Consider the following 20,499-nt stretch of genomic DNA (forward strand, 5'->3'; position numbering starts at 1 on the left):
TGAAGGATTGGCACGAATGACGATGGACAGATTCAGCAGCCTGGCGATGTTCGTCGCCAGTGCCGAGACCGGCAGTTTCAGCCGCGCCGCCGAGCAGTTGGGCAAGACGCCGTCGGCCGTGACCAAGGCGGTCGGCCAGCTGGAAATCGAAGTTGGCGCGCGCCTGTTCGAGCGCACCACGCGCAGCATGTCGCTGACCGAAGCCGGCCAGCTCTATCTCGATGGGGCCCGCGAGGTGCTGGCGCGGATGCGCGAGACCACCGAGGAAATCGCCCAGTTGCAACACAGCTTGCGCGGCGTGCTGCGCATCACCGGGCCGCTGATCGTCGGCCCGGTGTTTCTCGACCAGGCCTGCGCCGAGTTCCTCGACCAGCACCCGGACGTGCGTTTGCAGGTGGACCTTTCCGACAGCTACGTCGACCTGCTCGACGGCCGCTACGACCTCGCCCTGCGCATGGGCAACAGCGATCTCCCCGGGCTGATCGCCCAGCCGCTGGCGGAAAGCCGGCTGATCATGTGCGCCAGCCCGGCGTACCTGCAACGCCGCGGCACGCCACGGCATCCGAACCAGATCATCGACCACGATTGCCTGGTCTATCGCCATCCGGCGCTGGACGACCGCTGGTGGTTCGACGTCGAAGGCGAGCGCTATTCCACTCCGCGTAATGGCCGCCTGAACAGCGACAACCAGGCCGTGCTGCTGACTGCCTGCCTCGCCGGCCATGGACTGCTGCCGTGCCCGCACTGGAGCGTGCTGGAGCACCTGCGCAGCGGGCGCCTGGTGACGGTGCTGGATGACTACTTCTTCGAGCCGGACACCTTCGGCGCGCAGATTCTCGCGGTGTACCCGAGCAATCGCCGGGCGACGCGCAAGATCCACGCCTTCATCGAGCACCTGCGCGATTACCTGCGCCGCGACGGCATTCTCTGAGCGCTCAGAGCCTGGTGCTTTCCAGGCGATTGCGCCCGTTGGCCTTGGCCTGGTAAAGCGCCCGGTCGGCGCTTTCGAGCAGTTGTGCGAGGTCACGGGCCTGGTCCGCCGAGACCAGCCCGATGCTGACGCTGACGCGTAGTTCGCCGGCGCCGATATCCAGGGGCAGCTCCTGCAGGTTTTGCCGCAGTCGATCGAGCAGGTGCCGGGCCGCATCGGCGTGGGTGCTGGGCAGGAGGAAAACGAACTCCTCGCCGCCGAAGCGCGCGAACAGGTCGGTGCTGCGCGCCTGCCGCCGACAGAGCTCGCTGAACTGGCACAGCACGCGGTCGCCGGCGGCGTGGCCGTACTGGTCATTGATGCGCTTGAAGTGATCGAGGTCGAGCACGGCCAGGCTCAATGGCGAGCCATAGCGTGCGCTGCGGGCCAGCTCGCGTTCGGCCTGGACCTGGAAGGCTCGTCGATTGAGCGCGCTGGTCAGTGGATCGAGCGTGGCCAGTTGGCGCAGCTGGTTCTCCAGCGCCTTGTGGTGGCTGACGTCGCGGATTTCCGCGACCCGCTGTCCGCCGGCCAGGCGCTCGATGCTCAGTTCGGCGGCGAAGGTGCTGCCATCCTCACGCATGGCCAGGATGTCGTGCGGCTTGCCATCCGCGCCGGCCAGCAGGTCCTGCAGGTCGCCTTGCGCTTCGCTGACGAAGAGTTCGGCGAAGTCCTGGCCAAGCAGGCGCTCGCGGGGCCAGAGCAACATGCGTTCGAGCATCGGGTTGGCATCCATCACCTTGCCATCGCGCAGCACCAGCATGCCGGCATTGGCGACCTGCATCAGGCGCTCGAAGCGCTCGGCACTGGCTCGCGCCTCGCTGGCGTGGCGCTGACTGTCGGCGAGGATGCGGCGCATGGTCATCAGGGCCATGCCGACCAGCGCGATCACCCACAGGGGAACGCCGAAGTTGTAGGGCAGCAGGTAGCTGAAGGAGCGCGTGACGTCTGCATGTTCGATTCCGTGCAGGCCATCGTGCAGGCCGATGGCGGCGCGCGCCAGGGTGACCAGCGCATAGGCGCCGAGCGCCACCGCCACGAAGCGGCGCACGCCGCGCAGCTCGCTTTCACCAGGCGCGCGCAGCAGGACCAGGCTCGCCTGGATCGGCAGCAGGCCGCCGATGGTGGCATAGATGGCGATCAGGTATTCCGAGTTGATCGGCGCCACCCACCAGTGCCAGCTGAGCGCCAGAGCCATGGCGGTCGCACTGGCGGGCACCGTCCACCAGGGCGGCGGCAGGCCGAGAAAGCGGTAGACGCCCAACATCAATAGCGCCTCGCCGGCCAGTTGGGTGGCATTGCCGGCGATGTTCAGCAGCTTGCTGCCGCTGGCCATGAAGCCCATGAACAGCAGGATGCCGAGGATCAGCGTCCAGGCCCCGCCCATCCACAGGCCGGGCCCGCGATAGGGCCGGGCAAAGTACCAGAGGCCGGTACAGGCAATGGCGCTGGCGAGCATCAGGTTGAGGCCGAGCAGCATCGGCGAGAAGTACAGGGATTCCACGGCCCCAACCTCCTTGTGTGGTTGCCGCGAATTCTGCCAGCGCTGGCGGAGCTTTGTCAGTGGGCGCTCAGAGCAGCGCCCCGGCCCAGGCCGAGATCAGCAGCAGGACCGCCATCAACTGGTTGAGCCGCTGCATCTGCGTGGCGGAGAGCAGGCGCTGGCTGCCGATGCCCAGGCCGGCCCAGACCGCCGTGCAGGGTATCGACACGAGGAAGAACAGCAGTGACAGCAGTTGCACGCGGTCCAGCCGATCCACGCCGTGCCCGGCATAAACGCTGATGACTGCCAGTGCCATCATCCAGGTCTTGGGGTTGACCAGTTGCAGCGCGGCGGCACCCAGCGCGCCCAGGCGCGCGGCGTTGGTGTCACGCTCCAGGTCTGCCGGTGGGCTGCGGAATATCTGCCAGGCCAGCCAGCTCAGCCAGAGCACGCCGAGCAGGCTCATCGCCTGCTGTACGCGCGGCAGGCTGGCCAGCACCTCGCCCAGGCCGCTGCCCACCGCCAGCACCAGCGCGGCGGCGGCCGCACAGCCGCCGAACATGATCGGCAGCGCGGCGCTCCAGCCGAAGCGCGCGCTGTTGCTGAAGATCAGCAGATTGGTCGGCCCCGGTGTGATCGAGGCGACGAAGGCGAAAAGGACGAACGGCAGCCATTGGCTGAGCTGCGCAAAGTACATGGCGGGAACTCCGGTGAATCCGTGGGAGCTCATCTTCGCCAGTGGCGCGGGCTCAGTCTGGAAGCTTTGAGCAGCGCTTGCGGTAGTAGGCCGGCGTTACCCCGTAGGCGCGGCGGAACCAGCGCCCGAGGTGGCTCTGGTCGGCGAAGCCGAGGTCGGCGGCGATATCCGCCGGTGCCAGGCCGCGGCCGAGCAACTGGCGCGCGCGGGCCAGGCGCAATTGGATCAGGTAAGCGTGGGGCGGCAGGCCGAACGCCTGCTTGAACGCGCGGGTCAGGCGGAAGCGGTCGCAACCCGTGGCGCGAGCGAGGTCGTCGAGGCCGATGTCGGCGCTCAGGTTGGCGTGCAGGAAGTCCCGCGCGCGCTGCGCCACCAGTGGCAGCTGCGCCGTCGTGGCATCGCGCTGGCGCCAGTGCAGGTGCTGGGTCATGCCGTCGAGCAGCTCGTCCATGGCGCTCTGGCGGACGATCTTCAGGTCGTTGCCATGCACCGCCTGGAAGGCATTGTCGATCCGCCGCGTCAGGCGCGGATCGTCGATCAGCAGCTCGGGCACGCTCAACTGACAGCTGCCCGGCGCCTCTTCGAACAGCGTGCCGATCTCGCGCTCCAGCCAGGGGGCATCGAGGTAGAGCATGCGGTAGGTGAAGCCACCCTCGGTGGGCGCGTCGCCGTCGTGAATGTCGCCGGGCTCGAGGAAGAACACCTTGCCGGCGGTGCTGACGTGGCGCTGGTTGCGGCTGTTGAACTGCTGCACGCCGGATTCGGTGAAGCCGATCAGGTAGCTGTCGTGCCAGTGCGGGTCATAGGCGTGGCCCTTGAAATGCGCGCGCAGGCTCTGGATGCCGGTGTCGGCATCCTGCAGCAGGTCGATCCAGTTGTCTTTGTGCATGGGCCGCCTCCACGCCGCTTGCCCGGTCGGCCAGCATAGCGCGCGCAGGCGGGCTGTCTGGAAGATTCGTGCAGCCGGTGGTCGAGTGTCGTGAATCCTTCGCGCCGACGGTAGGATGCAGCCACTGCAAAGAGCCGAACTCCAGGAGGGAGCCGAGCGTGGGACAGGAATACAACCTGGCATTGATGATTGCGGCGGCGCTCAGCGCCATGGCGGGTGCGCTGCACATTGGCGTGGTGCTGGTCGGACCGCGCTGGTACCGCCTGTTTGGCGCTGGCGAAAAGCTCGCCCGGGCCGCCGAGGCGGGGCGGGTCTACCCGGCGCTGATCACCTTCGGCATCGCTTTCGTGCTGTTCGCCTGGGCTGCCTATGCGCTATCCGGGGCCGGGGTGCTGGGGCCGTTGCCGCTGCTGCGCCCCGCGCTGGTGGCGATCTCGCTGGTCTACCTGCTGCGCGGCGCGGCCGGCCCGCTCATCCTGAAAGACACCGGGCGCAGTCAGCGCTTCATCTACGTCAGCTCGGCGATCTGCCTGGCCTTCGCACTGGTGCACCTGCTGGGGCTGGTGCAGGTGTGGAGTCGCTTGGGTTAGTAAGCTTTCCTCGCAGCATGATTCCCGTATTCAGGGGGGCGCCCATTGCGGGCGCTCCACCTTTCGCGGAATCAGCCGGCGGCGGCGTCGAAGCTGTCGCTGCGAGCCATGCGCCAGATGCGCTCGTAGAACTCGCCCTCGATGTTGCCCGAGAGCAGTTCGCCCGGCTTGAGGAAGTAGTGCAGGTGCGAGAACAGGCGGATCTCGGTGGCGGTGACACGGCGAACCAGGTGCTTGGCCTCCAGCTGCGAAGGGTGCTGGATGCCGGCGGCGGCGATCATCTCGGCCAGGCCTTTGAGCGTGTTGCGGTGGAAGTGGTAGACCCGCTCGGCCTTGTCCGGCACTACCAGTGCGCGCTGGCGCAGCGGGTCCTGGGTGGCGACGCCGGTGGGGCACTTGTTGGTGTGGCAGGACTGCGACTGGATGCAACCGATGGCGAACATGAAGCCGCGCGCCGAGTTGGCCCAGTCCGCGCCCATGGCCAGCACGCTGGCGATGTCGAAGGCGCTGACGATCTTGCCGCTGGCGCCGATGCGGATCTTGTCGCGCAGGTTCAGGCCGACCAGGGTGTTGTGCACGAACAGCAGGCCCTCGCGCATCGGCAGGCCCATGTGGTCGGTGAACTCCAGGGGCGCGGCGCCGGTGCCGCCTTCCTTGCCGTCGACGACGATGAAGTCGGGGAGGATGCCGGTCTCGTGCATGGCCTTGGCAATGCCCATGAACTCCCAGGGGTGGCCGATGCACAGCTTGAAGCCCACCGGCTTGCCGCCAGAGAGTTCGCGCAGCTGGACGATGAAGTTCAGCAGGCCGTGGGGCGAGTCGAAGGCGCTGTGGGAAGACGGCGAGATGCAGTCCTGGCCCATGGGCACGCCGCGGGTGGCGGCGATTTCCGGGGTCACCTTGTGCTTGGGCAGGATGCCGCCGTGGCCGGGCTTGGCGCCTTGGCTGAGCTTGATCTCGATCATCTTCACCTGCGGGTCGACTGCCTGCTTGGCGAAGCGCTCGGGGCTGAAGCTGCCATCGTCGTTGCGGCAGCCGAAGTAGCCGCTGCCCAGTTCCCAGGTCAGGTCGCCGCCGTACTCGCGGTGGTAGGGGCTGATGCTGCCCTCGCCGGTGTCATGGATGAAGCCGCCGAGCTTGGCGCCCTTGTTCAGCGCGCGGATGGCATTGGCGCTCAGCGAGCCGAAGCTCATCGCCGAGATGTTGAACACCGAGATGGAATAGGGCTGCTTGCACTCCGGACCACCAACGGTGACGCGGAAGGTGCAAGGGTCGGCCACCGGGGCCGGGCGGATGGAGTGGGCGATGAACTCGAAGCCCGACTGGTAGACATCGATCAGGGTGCCGAAGGGTTTGTCGGCGGTCTCGTTCTTCGCCCGCGAGTACACCAGGGCGCGCTGGGCGCGGGAGAAGGGCAGGGCTTCCTGGTCGCCTTCGAGCAGGTACTGGCGGATTTCCGGGCGGATGGCTTCCACCAGGTAGCGGATGTTGCCCAGGATCGGGTAGTTGCGCCTTACCGCGTGGCGTTCCTGCAGCAGGTCGAAGACGCCGAGCACGCTCAGGGCGAGGGTGGTGAGGGTGAAGGGCCACACCCAGTCATGCCCGAGGAAGGGCAGGCTGAGCACGGTGAACAGGACGCAGGCGGCGAAGAAGGCGTAGCGGCTTAGGAGCGACAGGTTCATGGAATCTCCAGTCGTCGGGCTTTGATCACGGTCAGGTTGGCCAAAAGGGCCGCCACAGAGCATGGCAGGCATCGCGCGAACGTGCCTGGGCAAAGGTCAATGCGGCGGACTTTCGGAAGTCTTTCTAGTTCTGGCGGGCATCGACGGTAGCCCGAAGTGGTGGAAAAAGAAAGCTAGCTAACGATTTTCTCCGGCGCTGAGAAAGCCTGTTTCAAGCGCTGCAAGAACGGTGGCATTCGTCCCGGGGCTGTTCGCGAGCAAGCTCGCTCCCACAGACTTGACGTTGATGCGCTCTTCGTAGGAGCGAGCTTGCTCGCGAACCCGCAACCCGCCGGACTAGCAGGCGATCACATTGACCGCCAGCCCACCCTTCGAGGTCTCCTTGTACTTGTCCATCATGTCGCGCCCGGTATCGCGCAGGGTGTCGATGGCCTTGTCGAGGCTGACCAGGTGCTGGCCGTCGCCGCGCTGGGCCAGTTGGGCGGCGTTGATGGCCTTGAGCGAGGCCATGGCATTGCGTTCGATGCAGGGCACCTGGACCAGCCCGGCCACCGGGTCGCAAGTCAGGCCGAGGTTATGTTCCAGGCCGATCTCGGCGGCGTTCTCCACCTGCTCCAGGCTGCCGCCGAGGACTTCCGCCAGGCCCCCGGCGGCCATGGCGCAGGCGGAGCCCACTTCGCCCTGGCAGCCGACTTCGGCGCCGGAAATGGAGGCGTTGAGCTTGCACAGGATGCCGATGGCGGCGGCGGTCAGCAGGTAGCGTTCGATGCCTTCGGCGTTGGCGCTGCCGTCATAGTGCGCGTAGTAGTGTAGCACCGCCGGGACTATCCCGGCTGCGCCGTTGGTGGGGGCGGTGACCACGCGGCCGCCGGCGGCGTTCTCCTCGTTGACTGCCAGTGCCCAGAGGTCCACCCAGTCCAGGGCGCCCAGGGTGGTGGCGATCAGGTTGCCGCTGTCCGCTTCGTTCAGGCGGCGGAACAGCATGGGCGCGCGGCGTCGAACCTTGAGCCCGCCGGGCAGCGTGCCTTCGGTTTCCAGGCCGCGGTTCACGCAGGCCTGCATTTCCTCCCAGATATGCGCAAGGCCGGCGTGGATTTCCGCCGCGCTGCGCACGGCCAGCTCGTTGGCCCACATCAGGTCGCTGATGCGCCCGAAGCCGTGCTCGTGGCAAAGGCGCAGCAGTTCCTCGGCGCTGTGGAAGGGGTAGGGCATCGGATTGTCCGGGAGGGCGCGGTCGGTGTTGAAGTCCGCCGCATCCACCACGAAGCCACCGCCGACCGAGTAGCAGACTCGCTCGGCCAGCAGTTCGCCCTTTGCGTCCAGCGCCCGCAGGTGCAGGCCGTTGGGGTGGGCGGGCAGGCTGTCGTCGTGGAAGACCAGTTGCCGCGCCGGGTCGAAATCGATCTCCTGCACGCCGCCCAGACGCAGGCGATGGCGCAGCAGGATGTCATCCACCTGCGGGGCGAGAGCGGCGGGGTCGGCTTCCGCCGGGTCGATGCCGAGCAGGCCGATCAGGCAGGCGCGGTCGGTGGCGTGGCCTTTGCCGGTAGCGCTGAGGGAGCCGTAGAGGTGCACCTCTAGGGCACCAGTTCGGGCCAGCAGGCCGTCGTCACGCAGGCGGTCGACGAACTCGCGGGTGGCGCGCATCGGCCCCACGGTGTGCGAACTGGATGGCCCGACGCCGGGCTTGAACATGTCGAAGACGCTGAGGGTCATGGGAATTCCTCCTGCCCTCAAGCATGGACCCGCGTCGCCTCGAATGCTCACCGACCGCTCGACGGCTGGCGTCCGTTGGAGACCATTCGCGGGCATGGGCCACTCCTGCAGGGAGAGCATCGTAGGATGGGTGGAGCCTAGGCGATACCCATGCTGTCCCGGCAGCGATTGATGGGTATCGCTGCGCTCCACGCCATCCTACGCAAGCAGCCTCAGCCCTGCGCCTGAAGGAACAGCGAGAACAGCTCGGACTGCGACTTGATCCCCAGCTTGGAATACATGTGCTTGCGGTGGACCTTCACCGTTTCGGCGGAGATCGCCAGCTTGCGGGCGATTTCCTTGCTGGAGCAGCCGCTGAGCATCAGCCGGCCCACTTCCAGTTCGCGGGCGGTGAGCGGGGATTCCACCTGCTGGGCGGTGGATTCCAGGCGGTTCTGCCAGCGCGGGGGCGGCGGCGCTTCCTGCACTTCGCGCTCGAAGGCCATGCGCTGGCGCATCAGGCCGGCAACCCAGGGCTGCACCAGGGCGAGCAGGGCGATCTGCTCCGGGGTGAAGCGGCCCTTGCTGCCCACCGAGCAGCACAGGGTGCGCTCGCCGTCGAGCTGCACGTTGATCTGCACTTCGTCGGCGACCACGTTGAGGCTGAAGTAGCGCTGGTAGTAGTCGGTCTGCTCGAACATTTCCGGCGCCACGTCGTCCAGGCGGAACAGCCCGCTGCCGGGGGCCTCGCGGCTGGCGATGTAGAACGGGTCGAGCAGGTAGAGGCCCTTGAGGTAGTCCTGGAACAGCGAGTCGGGGCCGCCGTCCTCGCCGGGGCATTCGGCGAACACCTGTGGCCTGCCATTGCTGAAAAGCAGCACGACCCAGCTGTCGAAGGGCACATACTGGCCCAGCAGGCGCACCAGCGAGGTCCAGAAGTTCGGCTTGTCCAGCGCTTCGATCAGCTGCCCGACTGCGCGGTGCCAGGCGATATCCTGAAGGGAAAGGCTCATGACTCTACCCCCGATGGGTTACCACGCGGGCGTAATTACCCGGTGATGGCACGCCCGGCATACTCGCTGGATGCCTTGAGCCGGCGCGGTGCGCATTCTGACCGACAGCGCCCGGTCACCGCAAAGACAAGAATCCGAGGAAGCCCCATGAAAGTAGAACTCGTCCAACTCGCCGGCCGTGATGGCGATGTGGCCTGGAACCTGGCCCGCACCCTGGAGGCCATCCACGCCTGCGCCGACGACACCCAACTGGTGGTGTTCCCCGAGACCCAGCTGACCGGCTTCCCCACCGAGGCGAACATCGCCGCCATCGCCGAGCCGGTCGACGGCCCCAGCGTGCAGGCCGTGCAGCGTGCCGCGCGGGAGAAGAACATCGCCGTCGCCGTGGGTTTCGCCGAAGCCGCTGACGATGGTCGGTTCTACAACACCACGCTGCTGATCACCCCCGAAGGCATCGCCATGAAGTACCGCAAGACGCACCTGTGGGCGTCGGACCGCGGCATCTTCACCCCCGGCGACCGCTACACCACCTGCCTGTGGAATGGCATCCGCGTCGGCATCGTGATCTGCTTCGACATCGAGTTCCCCGAGTCCGCCCGTGCCCTCGGCCAACTGGGCGCCGAGCTGATCATCGTGACCAACGGCAACATGGACCCCTACGGCCCGACCCACCGCACCGCGATCATGGGCCGCGCCATGGAAAACCAGGCCTACGCCGTGATGGTCAACCGTGTCGGCGAAGGTGATGACGGCCTGGTCTTTGCTGGCGGCAGCGCCGTGGTCGACCCCTACGGCCAACTGATCGTCGAAGCCGGCCGCGAAGAGTGCCGGCAGATCGTCGAGCTGGACTTTGAACGCCTGGCGCAATCGCGCCGCGACTACAGCTACCTGGCCGAGCGCCGCTTCGTACTGCCCGGCGAGATGCGCGAGCACGACGATGGCCTGCGCGAGCTGATCATTCCCGCCTGAGGTTCCCATCCGGCTTTCTGCAGGGCCGGGGCGCAGGGCCGCGCCGATACAGCGCTATTCCACTATCGACGGGCGACTTGAGCGCCCGCGAGGCCTGCGGGTGAGCGCAGGCCAGCAACTTGTACTGCCATAACAAACACAACGCGGAGTAAGCAGTAATGGCTCGACTCAAACGAACCCTGTCGCTGGGTTCGGTGGTGCTGTTCGGCATCGCCTACATGACCCCGATCATCGTCCTCGGCACCTTCGGCATCCTCGCCGACGTCACCCGCGGCGTAGTGCCTTCGGCCTACCTCGTGGCCTCTGTCGCCATGCTCTTTACCGCGCTCAGCTACGGGCGCATGGCCGCCGCCTTCCCGGTTGCCGGCTCGGCCTATACCTACGTGCGCAAGTCGATCAGCCCGAAGTTGGGCTTCCTTGCCGGCTGGGCGGTGCTGCTGGACTACCTGTTCCTGCCCATGGCGATCTGGCTGATCGGCGCGGCCTACCTGCATTCCGCCTTCCCTGCCGTACCGCAAGCGCTGTGGGTGCTGGCCTTCATCGGCGTGACTACCGCGATCAACGTCGTTGGCCTGCGCCTGGCGAAGAACATCAACGGCGTGCTGATGCTGGTGCAGTTCCTCGTGCTGATTGCCTTCGTCGGCCTGGCCATCCACTACATCATGGGCGACGGCAGCCGTCCGCTGTGGACCTTGGAGCCCTTCCTCAAGGAAGGCACCCAACTGCCGCTGATCATGGGTGGCGCAGCCATCGCCTGCTATTCGTTCCTGGGCTTTGACGCGGTCAGTACCCTGACCGAAGAAACCCACGAGCCGCGCAAGACCATTCCGCGTGCGATCCTGCTGATCACCCTGATCGGCGGCGGCATCTTCATCGCCGCCAGCTACTTCGTACAGCTCGCGCACCCGTCGGTGGAATTCCAGAACGCCGATTCCGCCGCCTACGAAATTGCCCGCAACATCGGCGGCGACCTGTTCGTCAGCTTCTTCCTGATCGGCCTGATCGTCGGCCAGTTCACCTCCGGCCTGTCGGCCCAGGCCAGCGCCTCACGCCTGCTGTTCGCCATGGGCCGCGACGGCGTGCTGCCGCGTCCGTTCTTCGGGCGCATCAGCAAGCGCTTCGAGACCCCGGTGAACAGCATCGTGCTGTGCGGTGTGGTGGCCCTGCTGGCGCTGCACATGGACGTCACCACCTCTACCTCGTTCATCAACTTCGGCGCCTTCCTCGCCTTCAGCCTGGTGAACCTCTCGGTGATCTTCCACTACTACCTGAATGCCGACCGTCGCGGCCTGCGCGAGCTGGTGTTGTTCCTGCTGTTCCCGCTGATCGGCCTGCTCGCCGACCTGTGGCTGATGGTCAGCCTCGACCATCTGGCGATCTGGCTCGGCGCCACCTGGCTGGTGCTCGGCGTGATCTACCTCGCGGTGATCACCGGCGGCTTCCGCCAGCAACCACCGGAGATGCATTTCGAGGAGGCGTGAGCCCCGCGCGGGGCTATGCTGGGGACTCCGAGCCGTGAAGACCGAGGAGACCCGCCATGCCCCGCCTCACCCTCTACCATTCGCCCCAGACACGTTCCAGCGGCACCCTGGTGCTGCTGGAGGAGCTGGGTGCCGAGTACGACCTCGAACTGATCAACATGAAGGCCGGCGAGCAGCGCAAGCAGGAATATCTGGCGCTCAACCCGCTGGGCAAGGTCCCGGCGATCCGCATTGGCGAATCGCTGGTCACCGAGCAGGGCGCCATCTTCATCTACCTCGCCGACCTGTTCCCGCGGGCCAACCTCGCTCCCGCCCTCGATGACCCGCTGCGTGGTCCCTACCTGCGCTGGCTGGTGTTCTATGGCTCCAGCTTCGAGCCGGCCATCGTCGACCGCGCCCTCAAGCGCGAGGCGGCGCCGCAGGCCATGAGCCCCTATGGCGACTACGACAGCGTGATGCGCGCGATTGCCGAACAACTGGAAACCGGCCCCTACCTGTTGGGCAACCGCATGACCGCTGCCGACGTGCTATGGGGTGCGGCCCTGCGCTGGACCATCGGCTTCGGCGTGGTGCCCAAGCTGCCGGTGTTTGAACGCTACGTCGAACTGGTGACGTCGCGTCCGGCGTTCGCCCGTGTGTGGGAGCGCGACAAGCAATGGGTCGAGGAGCATACGAAGGCTGCTGACGCGAAGGCGACCTGAGGCCTGGGCGAGATGATGCAGACTTGCTCCAAAGTCAGGGCATGGGTCCTTGGATTTGAGAAAAAAGTCTCAAGTCGCCTGGGAAAATTCCTTTTTTGATGTAGCTATATTTCCCACGCTATCGGCTTGATCGATGATTCTTCCAGCGCTGCGCCCCCCATCGCGTGGCGTCGGCAAGCATAACGACAACAAGCCGTTTCTTGACTTAGGTCCCCAGGGCCCTTCCGCGAGGAAGGGCCTTTTTTTTGCGATGCGCCAGTAGCCCGAGCCGTCTGCCACGGTCTTTTCGGCAGGAGGGCGCCCTGGTGCGCACCGAGCCCGCGAATGTTGGTGAGGGAAATTGCTGACGCTGTGGCCGATTTCGCAAAGTTACGCGGAGTGTTCCTACGCAGACGATCGGGCTTGGAGAAATATCCTGGCTCTTGGATCATGCATTCCGCGGCGTGTTCCTACACGTTGCGGTGATGATTGATCGACTAGTCAATCGTTAACTTCGGGCCCGCCAGTCTTGGCGGGCCTTTTTTTTTGCCCGTCGGGAGGGCGGGGGTGTTCCCATTGGTTTCCTGCGGAACAGGGAACAGGCGCTCAGCGGATACGTGCAGAAGTGTGCAGGCAGTGCCGTAGCAACCCGATGAAGGTGAGGGCCCAGGCGGCCAGGGCGATATAGGCAACAACCTGGATGAGCGGCAGGAACACCTGCTGGTGCACCAGCGGCAGGAAGTTGAACGAGGCAACGCAGAACATGCCCAGCGGGAACACCACCGACCAGTTCTGCAGGTCGTAATGGATACCGATTCCGTAGCGCACCCGGTGAGTGACGAAAACCAGCAGCAGAAAGGGAATCCACCAGCAGGCGAAAGCGCCGACGAAGACTGACAGACCGAGGATGAAGGGTGCCAGCGACTGGACCAGCACGCTGTCGGCTCCGGCTGTCAGCAGGCGTGCTCCGGCCAGTGTGGAAATCGCCAGGGCGCCCATGTTGATCCAGTAGGACGGCGACAGCTCTCCAGCCTCCAGGTCGAGGAACAGCCAGCGGTAGAGAATCTGCGACATGATCAGCACGTACAGCATGATGCCAACCATATAGGCCGCCACGCAGACGAAGAGGATCAGTTCCGGATCGGCAAAGCGCGTCGCCAGGTAGCTGCCGAGTACGCAGACCGAGGCGCTGGACACCGTGCAAAGCAGCCAGGTGCCGTTCAGGCCCTGTTCCAGGGTCGGCTTGTGCTGGGTGAGGGTGACGCCGGCGAGCATCGCATACATGCACAGCAGCCACAGCGGCCCGGCCAACAGCCACAGGGCTTGGGCGATGGCGGGCTGGTTGGCCAGCACGATGAACTGCACGCCCAGCACGTTGGAGCCGGCCACCAGCGTAAGGAAGCCGGGGCCGCGCGCATGGTGGGTGAGGTCCTGCCACATCAGCCGCGGATAGCGAAGCAGGCGCAGCAGGCTGAACAGCAGGCACAGGGCGTATTGCAGGAGGTTGAGGTAGAACAGTCCCAGGGCCAACGGCTGGAGGCCGACCAGGTGGCAAGCCAGGGACACGATGCCAGTCGCCATGACCAGCGAGAAATAACTGGGTGGAAAGTCTTTGAGCACCGGAAATTCTCCCAAGAATGGAGGACCACTCTTATAGCCATGACTTCGCAGGAGAGCAGCGTCGTTGCGGCGTTGGCGGTCCGCGATTCGCACTCTGCGAAGAGTTTCCGGTATCAGGTCATTGCTTTGCCGCGCTGACCCCTTCCAGTGTCGCGAAGGACGTGTCCTTGGCGGTCAGCAGGAAGTCGCGCATGAACGGCGCATCCAGCATGTCGGCGCGGATGGCGGCGAACAGGGTGCAGTACAGGCCTTTCTCCCCCAGGCGCTTGGCGGTTACGTAGCCTCGCGAACTGTACTCGTGCAGCGCCCAGTTGGGCAGGCTGCAGACGCCGCGTCCCGAGGCCACCAGTTGCATCATCATCACTGTCAGTTCCGAGGTGCGCACCTGGGCCGGTTCGACGTCGGCCGGTTCGAGGAAGCGCGTGAAGATGTCGAGGCGATCCCGCTCGATGGGGTAGGTGATCAGCGTCAGGTTGGCCAGGTCTTCCGGGACGATGCAGGACTTGCCGGCCAGCGCATGGTGGTTGTCCACCGCCAGCAGCGCCTCGTAGGTGAACAGCGGCACGTAGGTGATGCCGGCGATCTCCACCGGGTCGGACGTCACCACCAGGTCAAGGTCGCCGCGGGCCAGTGCCGGCAGGGGGGCGAAGGAGAAGCCGGAGGCAAGGTCCAGCTCCACTTCCGGCCAGGCGTCGCGAAACTGGTCGATGGTCGGCATCAGCCACTGGAAGCAGCTATGACACTCGATGGCCATGTGCAGGCGCCCGGCGGTGCCGCCGGCCAGACGCGCCAGGTCGCGCTCGGCGCCGCGCAATTGCGGCAGCACGGCGTCGGCCAGTTGCAGCAGGCGCAGGCCGGCGCTGGTGAAACGCACCGGTTTGGTCTTGCGGATGAACAGCGACAGGCCGAGGCGTTCCTCCAGTTCCTTGAACTGGTGGGACAGGGCGGATTGCGTCAGGTGCAGGCGCTCGGCGGCCTCCACCAGGCTGTCGGCTTCGCGCAGGGCATGCAGGGTTTTCAGGTGACGGAGTTCTAGCATGGCGCGGCCTCGCCTCAATATGAGGAAATCTTGATGAAACGGCGTAACAGTTGAGTCGCTCTCATGATAAGCCGGCTGCTGGCGCTTCACCAGCACGGTTTGCCGGTCCGGCCTCACCAACTGAGATAGAACATGCCCTTGGCCAGCAGGACGATCAGCAGCACATGGGCGAATACGCTGTAGTGGATGCGCCGGGAGCGCTGGCCAGTCATGCGCCCGGCTCGGAACGAATACATGGCGAAGATGAAGTGGCCCAGCACGCTGCCGGCCAGCAGCAGTTTGAGGCTGAGCAGGGTGGCGAAGGGCGAGGCCAGCGGGGCGGCCAGCAGCGGCGCATAACGCAGGTGCAGCATGCCCAGGCCGCTGCCGAACAGGGTCAGGATCACCCAGGGCATCACCCGGCGCAGACGCCGGCCCAGCGCCGCTTCCACCTGGGTCATCGCCCGCGCTGGCACCTGACGGTGGATGCTTTCCAGAATCAGCACTTCAAAGAACACCGTACCGACGAAGAAGATCGCGGCGAACAGGTGCAGCGTGAGAACGATGGGGTAGGCCATGGCGAGGCTTCCGAGCGGGGGGTTCCTATCTTCACCAGTGAAGGTGCCTGGCGCCCTTGACCCCAGTCATGGGAAGGGCCGTCGGCGACCGCTCGGCACCTTTCATCAAACTGTCACGGACCTGTGGCAGAGCGAGCGACGGAAATTCATCAGAATCGCGCTCAACTGGGGTTTTGCGTTCCGGATTTTCACTCATGCGTGCTTTTCTGCTGGCAGCCGCTCTGTTCTGCGGTCTGTCCTCTCTCTCTCTTATTGCCGATCAGGCCGTTGCCGCAGAGCGCTGCGATGCGCGGGTGCCGACCGAAATGGTCGACCTGGGCGATGTACGCCTGGCCTACCAGAGCATCGGCCGTCCGCAGGACCCGACGTTGCTGCTGGTCATGGGCCTGGGCGGACAGTTGATCCATTGGCCGGACGAAGTGGTCGAGGCGCTCTGCCAGCAGGGCTTCCGGGTGATCCGCTACGACAATCGCGATGTCGGCCTGTCGTCCTGGCGTGTTCCTACGCCCAGCGGCAACCTGACCTACGAAGTCATTCGCTATCGTCTCGGCCTGCCCGTTAGCGCGCCCTACAGCCTGACGGATATGGCCGGCGACGCGCTGCACCTGCTGGATGCCCTGCACGTCGAGCGCGCACACGTGCTGGGCGCAAGCATGGGTGGGATGATCGCCCAGCATGTGGCCGACATGGCGCCCGACCGCGTGATCAGCCTGACGCTGGTGATGACCAGCTCCGGCGCCGAGGGCCTGCCGGCCCCCAGTGAGGCGCTGCTGCGCCTGCTTGCCCGGCGCGAGGCGGCCAGCCGTGAGCAGGCCATCGAGCAGCAGGCCGATCTGCTGGCTGCCCTGGGCAGCCCTGAAGTGCGCGATGATCGCCAGCAATTGCTGCAGCAGGCGGCGCGCTCCTACGATCGTGCCTTCAATCCCGAAGGCGTGCAGCGGCAGATGCTGGCGATTCTCGCCGAGCCAAGCCGCGTGGAGCTGCTCAATCGCCTGAACGTGCCGACCCTGGTGGTCCACGGCACCGCCGACCCGCTGTTGCCGGTCATGCACGGCGTGCACGTGGCGGCGCACATCCGCGGTTCGGTGCTCAAGCTGATTCCCGGGATGGCGCACCGTTTCCAGGAGGACTTCAAGGAGCCGCTGCTGGGAGCCGTGCTGCCTTATCTGCGAGAGCACCAGGGCGGCGGGCACGTCGCCCAGCTCTGAAACGGCGGGACTTGCGGGAGCCGACTGGCGCGCTCCCGCAGGCATTTCCCTCAGCGGATGTCGTTCAGATCATCCTCGCGGGTCTCGCGCAGGCACAACACCGCCAGCAGGCTGAGCGCCGCCGCGACCGACACATAGCCGCCGACCCAGCTGAGCCCGCCCATTCCAACCAGCTTCTGCGCGATGTACGGGGCCACCGAGGCGCCAAGGATGCCGCCCAGGTTGTAGGCCGCCGAAGCGCCGGTGTAGCGCACGTGGGTGGGGAAGAGCTCCGGCAGCAGTGCGCCCATGGGGGCGAAGGTCACGCCCATGAGGAACAGCTCCAGCGACAGGAACACCGCCACTTCCACCGAAGAGCCCTGGCTCAGCAGCGGCTCCATGGCAAAGCCCGAGGCGATGGCAGCGAGGCTGCCGACGATCAGTACCGGTTTGCGCCCGAAGCGGTCGCTCAGCCAGGCGGACACCGGCGTTGCTGCCGCCATGAAGAGCACGGCAATGCACAGCAGGCCGAGGAAGTCCTCGCGGCTGTAGCCCAGGGTGCTGACGCCGTAGCTCAGCGAGAACACCGTGGAGATATAGAAGAGGGCGTAGCACACCACCATTGCCAGGGCGCCAAGCAGGGTCGGCCGCCAGTGCTTCGAGAACAGCTCGGCGATCGGCAGGCTGGCGCGTTCGTGGCGCTCCATGGCATTGGCGAACACCGGGGTCTCCACCAGTTTCAGGCGCACGTAGAGGCCGACGATGACCAGCACCGCGCTGAGCACGAAGGGAATGCGCCAGCCCCAGGCGCGGAACTGCTCTTCGCTGAGCAGCATGGCCAGGCAGAGGAACAGGCCGTTGGCGGCGAGGAAGCCGATCGACGGGCCCATCTGTGGGAACATGCCGAACCAGGCGCGGCGGCCCTTTGGCGCGTTCTCCGTGGCCAGCAGCGCGGCGCCGCCCCATTCGCCACCCAGCCCGAGGCCCTGGCCAAAGCGCAGCACGCAGAGCAGGATCGGCGCCCAGGCGCCAATGCTGTCATAGCCTGGCAGCAGGCCGATCAGGGTGGTGGAAATGCCCATCAGCAGCAGCGAGGCCACCAGGGTCGACTTGCGCCCGATGCGGTCGCCGAAGTGGCCGAACAGCGCCGAGCCCAACGGGCGAGCGAGGAAGGCAATGCCAAAGGTGATGAAGGCGCTGAGCGCCTGGGCGGTGCCGGAGGTCTGCGGGAAGAACACCGGGCCGATCACCAGCGCGGCGGCAGTGGCGTAGACGTAGAAGTCGTAGAACTCGATGGCGGTGCCGATGAAGCTGGCTACCGCGACGCGGGTGGTGGAGTTGGTCTGTTCGGCCGGTTGTACGGCTTCGAGGGTGGCGCTGGTCATACGGGGAATATCCCTGGCAGTCACGGCTGGCGACGACTCTCTGGTCATGTCCAGCGTCATAGGAGGCATCGCCATGGCGCGAGTGCGAGCGCGGCCCGGGATCGGGGCAGGGTGGGCGCGGCTCGCGGCGGGTCGGGGCGAGGCCGGCTGCTTCGCAAGGCAACGACGCGGGGTCGAGGCTCGGCGGGGCGTGCGATTGACTGGCCGGTGCAGCGTCGCGGGTAGCGGCGGGCACAGGCGGGAGGCTGGGTAAGCCGCCTGGATTATAGGGGCGGGCAGGGCGGCTCAGGCAAGCTCGTCGGCGTAAGGCTCTCTAGGCGGAGCACCAGGCAGCCAGGCGCGCACACTTTTCACGCGGTTTTCGCCGGACTGGAGGATTTCCAGGCGATAGCGGCCGATCTTCAGGCATACCGCGCAGTCGGGGATCTGCTCCAGCGCTTCGGTGACCAGGCCGTTGAGGGTCTTAGGCCCATCGCTGGGGAGCTGCCAGCCCAGCGCGCGGTTGACGTCGCGCAGGTTGGCTGAGCCGTCGATGACGTAGGTGCCGTCCGCTTGCGGATGGATGTCCGGGTTGCGCAGGGTGTTCTGGTTGCTGAACTCGCCGACGATCTCTTCGAGAATGTCTTCCAGGGTGATGATGCCGATCACCTCGCCGTACTCGTCGACGACGATGCCGATGCGCCGCTTCTGCTTCTGGAAGTTGATCAGTTGGGTCGACAGCGGCGTGCTCTCGGGCACGAAGTAGGGCTCCAGGCACGCGGCCTTGAGACTGTCCTTGGTCAACTGGTTGTGGGTCAGCAGGCGGGCGATCTGGCGCATATGCACCACGCCCTCGACCTGGTTGATGTCGTTGCGGAACACCGGCAGGCGGGTGTGGGTGGTGTTGCGCAGCTGGCCGATGATGGTTTCCAGCTCGTCGTCCAGGTCGATGCCCTGGACTTCGTTGCGCGGCACCATCAGGTCGTTCACCGTGATTTTTTCCAGGTCGAGGATGCTCAGCAGCATGTCCTGGCGGTTATGGGTGAGCTTCTCGCTGGAGTCGGTGACCACGCTGCGCAGCTCGTCGTTGCTCAGCGGCTTGTTGCCGCGCTGGGTCGGGTCGAGGCCGCCCAGGCGCAGAAGGAGGTTGCTGATGCCGGTCATCAGCCAGAGCAGCGGGCTGAACAGCTTCTGCATCCAGATCAGCGGCAGGCTGGCGGGGAAAGCCACGCGCTCGGGGCGCAGGGCCGCGTAGGTCTTGGGGGTGATCTCGCCGAAGATCAGCAGGACCAGGGTCAGGGCGATGGTTGCGATGGCCACACCGGCCTCGCCCCACAGGCGCAGGGCCAGCAGGGTCGCCAGGGACGAGGCGATGATGTTGACGAAGTTGTTGCCGATCAGGATGGTGCCCAGCAGCCGGTCCGTGCGCAGCAGCAGCCAGCTGGTGCGCCGCGCGCCACGGTTGCCTTGCTTGGACAAATGCCGCAGGCGGTAGCGGTCGAGGCTGAGCATGCCGGTCTCGACGCTGGAGAAGAATGCCGAGCAGAGGATCAGGAAGACCAGCAGGCCGATCAGGTAGCCGGGGTGGATCTCTTCCATGCGCGCATATCCTTCAGCGGCGCTCGGGCGCCGCCGTTAGCCTCAGATGTGCAGGATGAATTCCTTGACCAGCTTGCTGCCGAAGTAGGCCAGCATCAGCAGGCAGAAACCCGCCAGGGTCCAGCGGATCGCCTTGTGGCCGCGCCAGCCGAGCTGGTGGCGACCCCACAGCAGCACGCCGAAGACGATCCAGGCGAAGCAGGACAGGATGGTCTTGTGCGCCAGGTGCTGGGCGAACAGGTTGTCAACGAACAGCCAGCCGGAGATCAGCGACAGCGAGAGCAGCGACCAGCCGCCCCAGAGGAAGCCGAACAGCAGGCTTTCCATGGTCTGCAGGGGCGGGAAGTTGCGAATCAGGCCCGATGGGTGCTTGTGCTTGAGCTGATGGTCCTGCACCAGCAGGAGCAGCGCCTGGACCACGGCGATGGTCAGCAGGCCGTAGGCCAGGATCGACAGCAGGATGTGGGCGAGGATACCGGGCTGCTCGTTGATCGGCTCGATGGTGCCGTGGGGCATCAGCGCGGCCAGCAGGGTGGTCAGCGCGCCAAGCGGATAAAGGAAGATCAGCAGGTTGTGCACCGGAATGCGCAGGCAGGCCAGCAGGGTCAGGGCGGTTACCGCGGCGGAGATCAGGCTGGCGGCATTGAAGAAGTCCAGCGTCAGGCCCGCGGGCGTCAGCAGCTCCTGGCTCAGGCTGTACGCCTGGCAGAGCAGGGCGACGAGGCCCAGCAGGAGGAGCAGCGGTTTCTGCGGCGGGGTGCGACGGGCCAGGCTTGCGCCCTGGTAGACGGTGGTGCCGATATAAAGGACGGCGGCGATCAGGCTGGGCAGCAGAGGTTGCATAAGTCCTTGAAACAGTCCTTCGACGGGGGACCCGAAAGGTGCTGAGTTTGGCACAGATCGCCCGCGCCTAGAAAGCCGCTGAGAACAGTTCGCTTCTGGCCTGCGAAGCGCTCCGTCACATCGGGATCATCGGCGGTGTTG

At 65.9% G+C, this 20,499-nt stretch carries 18 protein-coding genes; 6 read left to right on the top strand and 12 right to left on the bottom strand.

The features are described from left to right. The first annotated feature begins 22 nt into the window (after positions 1-22). The gene (locus tag L6D89_RS24200; RefSeq protein WP_236171991.1) at positions 23-931 is read left to right on the top strand and encodes a LysR family transcriptional regulator; all 909 of its coding nucleotides are present in this window, start codon (positions 23-25) and stop codon (positions 929-931) included. A gap of 4 nt (positions 932-935) precedes the next feature. Here the strand turns inward: L6D89_RS24200 and L6D89_RS24205 are convergent, their stop codons facing one another. From L6D89_RS24205 to L6D89_RS24215, 3 genes are all read right to left on the bottom strand, one after another. Continuing rightward, positions 936-2,474: a diguanylate cyclase gene (locus L6D89_RS24205; protein ID WP_236201440.1), complete on the bottom strand. Its 1,539-nt coding sequence runs from the start codon at positions 2,472-2,474 to the stop codon at positions 936-938. Positions 2,475-2,541: 67 nt separating this feature from the next. Continuing rightward, a complete protein-coding gene (locus L6D89_RS24210) occupies positions 2,542-3,150 on the bottom strand; it encodes a LysE family translocator (protein WP_236201441.1) in 609 nt (202 codons plus the stop codon). Positions 3,151-3,202: 52 nt separating this feature from the next. Beyond that, positions 3,203-4,039 carry an AraC family transcriptional regulator gene (locus tag L6D89_RS24215; RefSeq protein WP_236171832.1) on the bottom strand — a complete coding sequence of 279 codons (837 nt, stop codon included), beginning with the start codon at positions 4,037-4,039 and terminating at the stop codon, positions 3,203-3,205. 185 nt (positions 4,040-4,224) lie between these two features. Between L6D89_RS24215 and L6D89_RS24220 the strand changes: the two genes are divergently transcribed. Beyond that, the gene (locus L6D89_RS24220; protein WP_373874989.1) at positions 4,225-4,629 is read left to right on the top strand and encodes a hypothetical protein; all 405 of its coding nucleotides are present in this window, start codon (positions 4,225-4,227) and stop codon (positions 4,627-4,629) included. Positions 4,630-4,700: 71 nt separating this feature from the next. On the opposite strand, the gene L6D89_RS24225 is transcribed toward L6D89_RS24220, so the two are convergent. The 3 genes from L6D89_RS24225 to L6D89_RS24235 all read right to left on the bottom strand — a co-directional run bounded on the left by L6D89_RS24225 (position 4,701) and on the right by L6D89_RS24235 (position 9,019). Further along, positions 4,701-6,311: an FMN-binding glutamate synthase family protein gene (locus L6D89_RS24225; protein ID WP_236201443.1), complete on the bottom strand. Its 1,611-nt coding sequence runs from the start codon at positions 6,309-6,311 to the stop codon at positions 4,701-4,703. 336 nt (positions 6,312-6,647) lie between these two features. Continuing rightward, positions 6,648-8,027, bottom strand: coding sequence for an L-serine ammonia-lyase (locus tag L6D89_RS24230; RefSeq protein ID WP_236201444.1), 1,380 nt, complete (start codon positions 8,025-8,027; stop codon positions 6,648-6,650). A 212-nt stretch (positions 8,028-8,239) separates the two neighbouring features. Further along, positions 8,240-9,019: a helix-turn-helix transcriptional regulator gene (locus L6D89_RS24235; RefSeq protein WP_236201445.1), complete on the bottom strand. Its 780-nt coding sequence runs from the start codon at positions 9,017-9,019 to the stop codon at positions 8,240-8,242. Between the two features lie 147 nt (positions 9,020-9,166). On the opposite strand from L6D89_RS24235, the gene L6D89_RS24240 reads away from it, so the two are divergent. The 3 genes from L6D89_RS24240 (at position 9,167) to L6D89_RS24250 (ending at position 12,170) form a co-directional block, all read left to right on the top strand. Further along, positions 9,167-9,988 carry a carbon-nitrogen hydrolase family protein gene (locus L6D89_RS24240; protein WP_236201446.1) on the top strand — a complete coding sequence of 274 codons (822 nt, stop codon included), beginning with the start codon at positions 9,167-9,169 and terminating at the stop codon, positions 9,986-9,988. A gap of 158 nt (positions 9,989-10,146) precedes the next feature. Beyond that, entirely contained in the window at positions 10,147-11,469 is a 1,323-nt protein-coding gene (locus L6D89_RS24245) for an APC family permease (RefSeq protein ID WP_236201447.1), read from the top strand. Between the two features lie 56 nt (positions 11,470-11,525). Then, positions 11,526-12,170 carry a glutathione S-transferase family protein gene (locus L6D89_RS24250; protein ID WP_236171818.1) on the top strand — a complete coding sequence of 215 codons (645 nt, stop codon included), beginning with the start codon at positions 11,526-11,528 and terminating at the stop codon, positions 12,168-12,170. Positions 12,171-12,755: 585 nt separating this feature from the next. On the opposite strand, the gene L6D89_RS24255 is transcribed toward L6D89_RS24250, so the two are convergent. The 3 genes from L6D89_RS24255 to L6D89_RS24265 all read right to left on the bottom strand — a co-directional run bounded on the left by L6D89_RS24255 (position 12,756) and on the right by L6D89_RS24265 (position 15,365). Then, on the bottom strand, positions 12,756-13,769 hold the full coding sequence (locus L6D89_RS24255) for a tellurite resistance/C4-dicarboxylate transporter family protein (protein WP_236201448.1): 1,014 nt from the start codon (positions 13,767-13,769) through the stop codon (positions 12,756-12,758). Between the two features lie 118 nt (positions 13,770-13,887). Then, positions 13,888-14,808 carry a transcriptional regulator MetR gene (gene metR / locus L6D89_RS24260; protein ID WP_236171814.1) on the bottom strand — a complete coding sequence of 307 codons (921 nt, stop codon included), beginning with the start codon at positions 14,806-14,808 and terminating at the stop codon, positions 13,888-13,890. Between the two features lie 113 nt (positions 14,809-14,921). Further along, the gene (locus L6D89_RS24265; protein WP_236201449.1) at positions 14,922-15,365 is read right to left on the bottom strand and encodes a CopD family copper resistance protein; all 444 of its coding nucleotides are present in this window, start codon (positions 15,363-15,365) and stop codon (positions 14,922-14,924) included. Between the two features lie 194 nt (positions 15,366-15,559). On the opposite strand from L6D89_RS24265, the gene L6D89_RS24270 reads away from it, so the two are divergent. Next, positions 15,560-16,573, top strand: a complete 1,014-nt coding sequence (locus tag L6D89_RS24270; protein WP_236201450.1) for an alpha/beta fold hydrolase — start codon at positions 15,560-15,562, stop codon at positions 16,571-16,573. A 50-nt stretch (positions 16,574-16,623) separates the two neighbouring features. Here L6D89_RS24270 and L6D89_RS24275 read toward each other — a convergent pair whose 3' ends face one another. From L6D89_RS24275 to L6D89_RS24285, 3 genes are all read right to left on the bottom strand, one after another. Then, positions 16,624-17,937: an MFS transporter gene (locus L6D89_RS24275; RefSeq protein ID WP_236201451.1), complete on the bottom strand. Its 1,314-nt coding sequence runs from the start codon at positions 17,935-17,937 to the stop codon at positions 16,624-16,626. A gap of 285 nt (positions 17,938-18,222) precedes the next feature. Then, complete coding sequence (locus L6D89_RS24280; protein WP_236201452.1) at positions 18,223-19,515, bottom strand: HlyC/CorC family transporter; 1,293 nt, start codon at positions 19,513-19,515, stop codon at positions 18,223-18,225. Positions 19,516-19,557: 42 nt separating this feature from the next. Beyond that, positions 19,558-20,358 (bottom strand): cytochrome C assembly family protein, encoded by an 801-nt coding sequence (locus L6D89_RS24285; protein ID WP_236171802.1) that lies wholly within the window; start codon positions 20,356-20,358, stop codon positions 19,558-19,560. Between the last annotated feature and the right edge of the window lie 141 nt (positions 20,359-20,499).

The sequence above is a fragment of the Pseudomonas pseudonitroreducens genome, assembly GCF_021603645.1.
Taxonomy (GTDB): domain Bacteria; phylum Pseudomonadota; class Gammaproteobacteria; order Pseudomonadales; family Pseudomonadaceae; genus Pseudomonas; species Pseudomonas pseudonitroreducens.

What these genes read in the sequence shown, in the direction of transcription:
- L6D89_RS24200 (WP_236171991.1), top strand. Translation starts at nt 23, where the DNA reads ATGGACAGATTCAGCAGCCTGGCGATGTTCGTCGCCAGTGCCGAGACC.
- L6D89_RS24210 (WP_236201441.1), bottom strand. Translation starts at nt 3,150, where the DNA reads ATGTACTTTGCGCAGCTCAGCCAATGGCTGCCGTTCGTCCTTTTCGCC.
- L6D89_RS24215 (WP_236171832.1), bottom strand. Translation starts at nt 4,039, where the DNA reads ATGCACAAAGACAACTGGATCGACCTGCTGCAGGATGCCGACACCGGC.
- L6D89_RS24220 (WP_373874989.1), top strand. Translation starts at nt 4,225, where the DNA reads ATGATTGCGGCGGCGCTCAGCGCCATGGCGGGTGCGCTGCACATTGGC.
- L6D89_RS24225 (WP_236201443.1), bottom strand. Translation starts at nt 6,311, where the DNA reads ATGAACCTGTCGCTCCTAAGCCGCTACGCCTTCTTCGCCGCCTGCGTC.
- L6D89_RS24230 (WP_236201444.1), bottom strand. Translation starts at nt 8,027, where the DNA reads ATGACCCTCAGCGTCTTCGACATGTTCAAGCCCGGCGTCGGGCCATCC.
- L6D89_RS24235 (WP_236201445.1), bottom strand. Translation starts at nt 9,019, where the DNA reads ATGAGCCTTTCCCTTCAGGATATCGCCTGGCACCGCGCAGTCGGGCAG.
- L6D89_RS24240 (WP_236201446.1), top strand. Translation starts at nt 9,167, where the DNA reads ATGAAAGTAGAACTCGTCCAACTCGCCGGCCGTGATGGCGATGTGGCC.
- L6D89_RS24245 (WP_236201447.1), top strand. Translation starts at nt 10,147, where the DNA reads ATGGCTCGACTCAAACGAACCCTGTCGCTGGGTTCGGTGGTGCTGTTC.
- L6D89_RS24250 (WP_236171818.1), top strand. Translation starts at nt 11,526, where the DNA reads ATGCCCCGCCTCACCCTCTACCATTCGCCCCAGACACGTTCCAGCGGC.
- metR (WP_236171814.1), bottom strand. Translation starts at nt 14,808, where the DNA reads ATGCTAGAACTCCGTCACCTGAAAACCCTGCATGCCCTGCGCGAAGCC.
- L6D89_RS24265 (WP_236201449.1), bottom strand. Translation starts at nt 15,365, where the DNA reads ATGGCCTACCCCATCGTTCTCACGCTGCACCTGTTCGCCGCGATCTTC.
- L6D89_RS24270 (WP_236201450.1), top strand. Translation starts at nt 15,560, where the DNA reads ATGCGTGCTTTTCTGCTGGCAGCCGCTCTGTTCTGCGGTCTGTCCTCT.
- L6D89_RS24275 (WP_236201451.1), bottom strand. Translation starts at nt 17,937, where the DNA reads ATGACCAGCGCCACCCTCGAAGCCGTACAACCGGCCGAACAGACCAAC.
- L6D89_RS24280 (WP_236201452.1), bottom strand. Translation starts at nt 19,515, where the DNA reads ATGGAAGAGATCCACCCCGGCTACCTGATCGGCCTGCTGGTCTTCCTG.
- L6D89_RS24285 (WP_236171802.1), bottom strand. Translation starts at nt 20,358, where the DNA reads ATGCAACCTCTGCTGCCCAGCCTGATCGCCGCCGTCCTTTATATCGGC.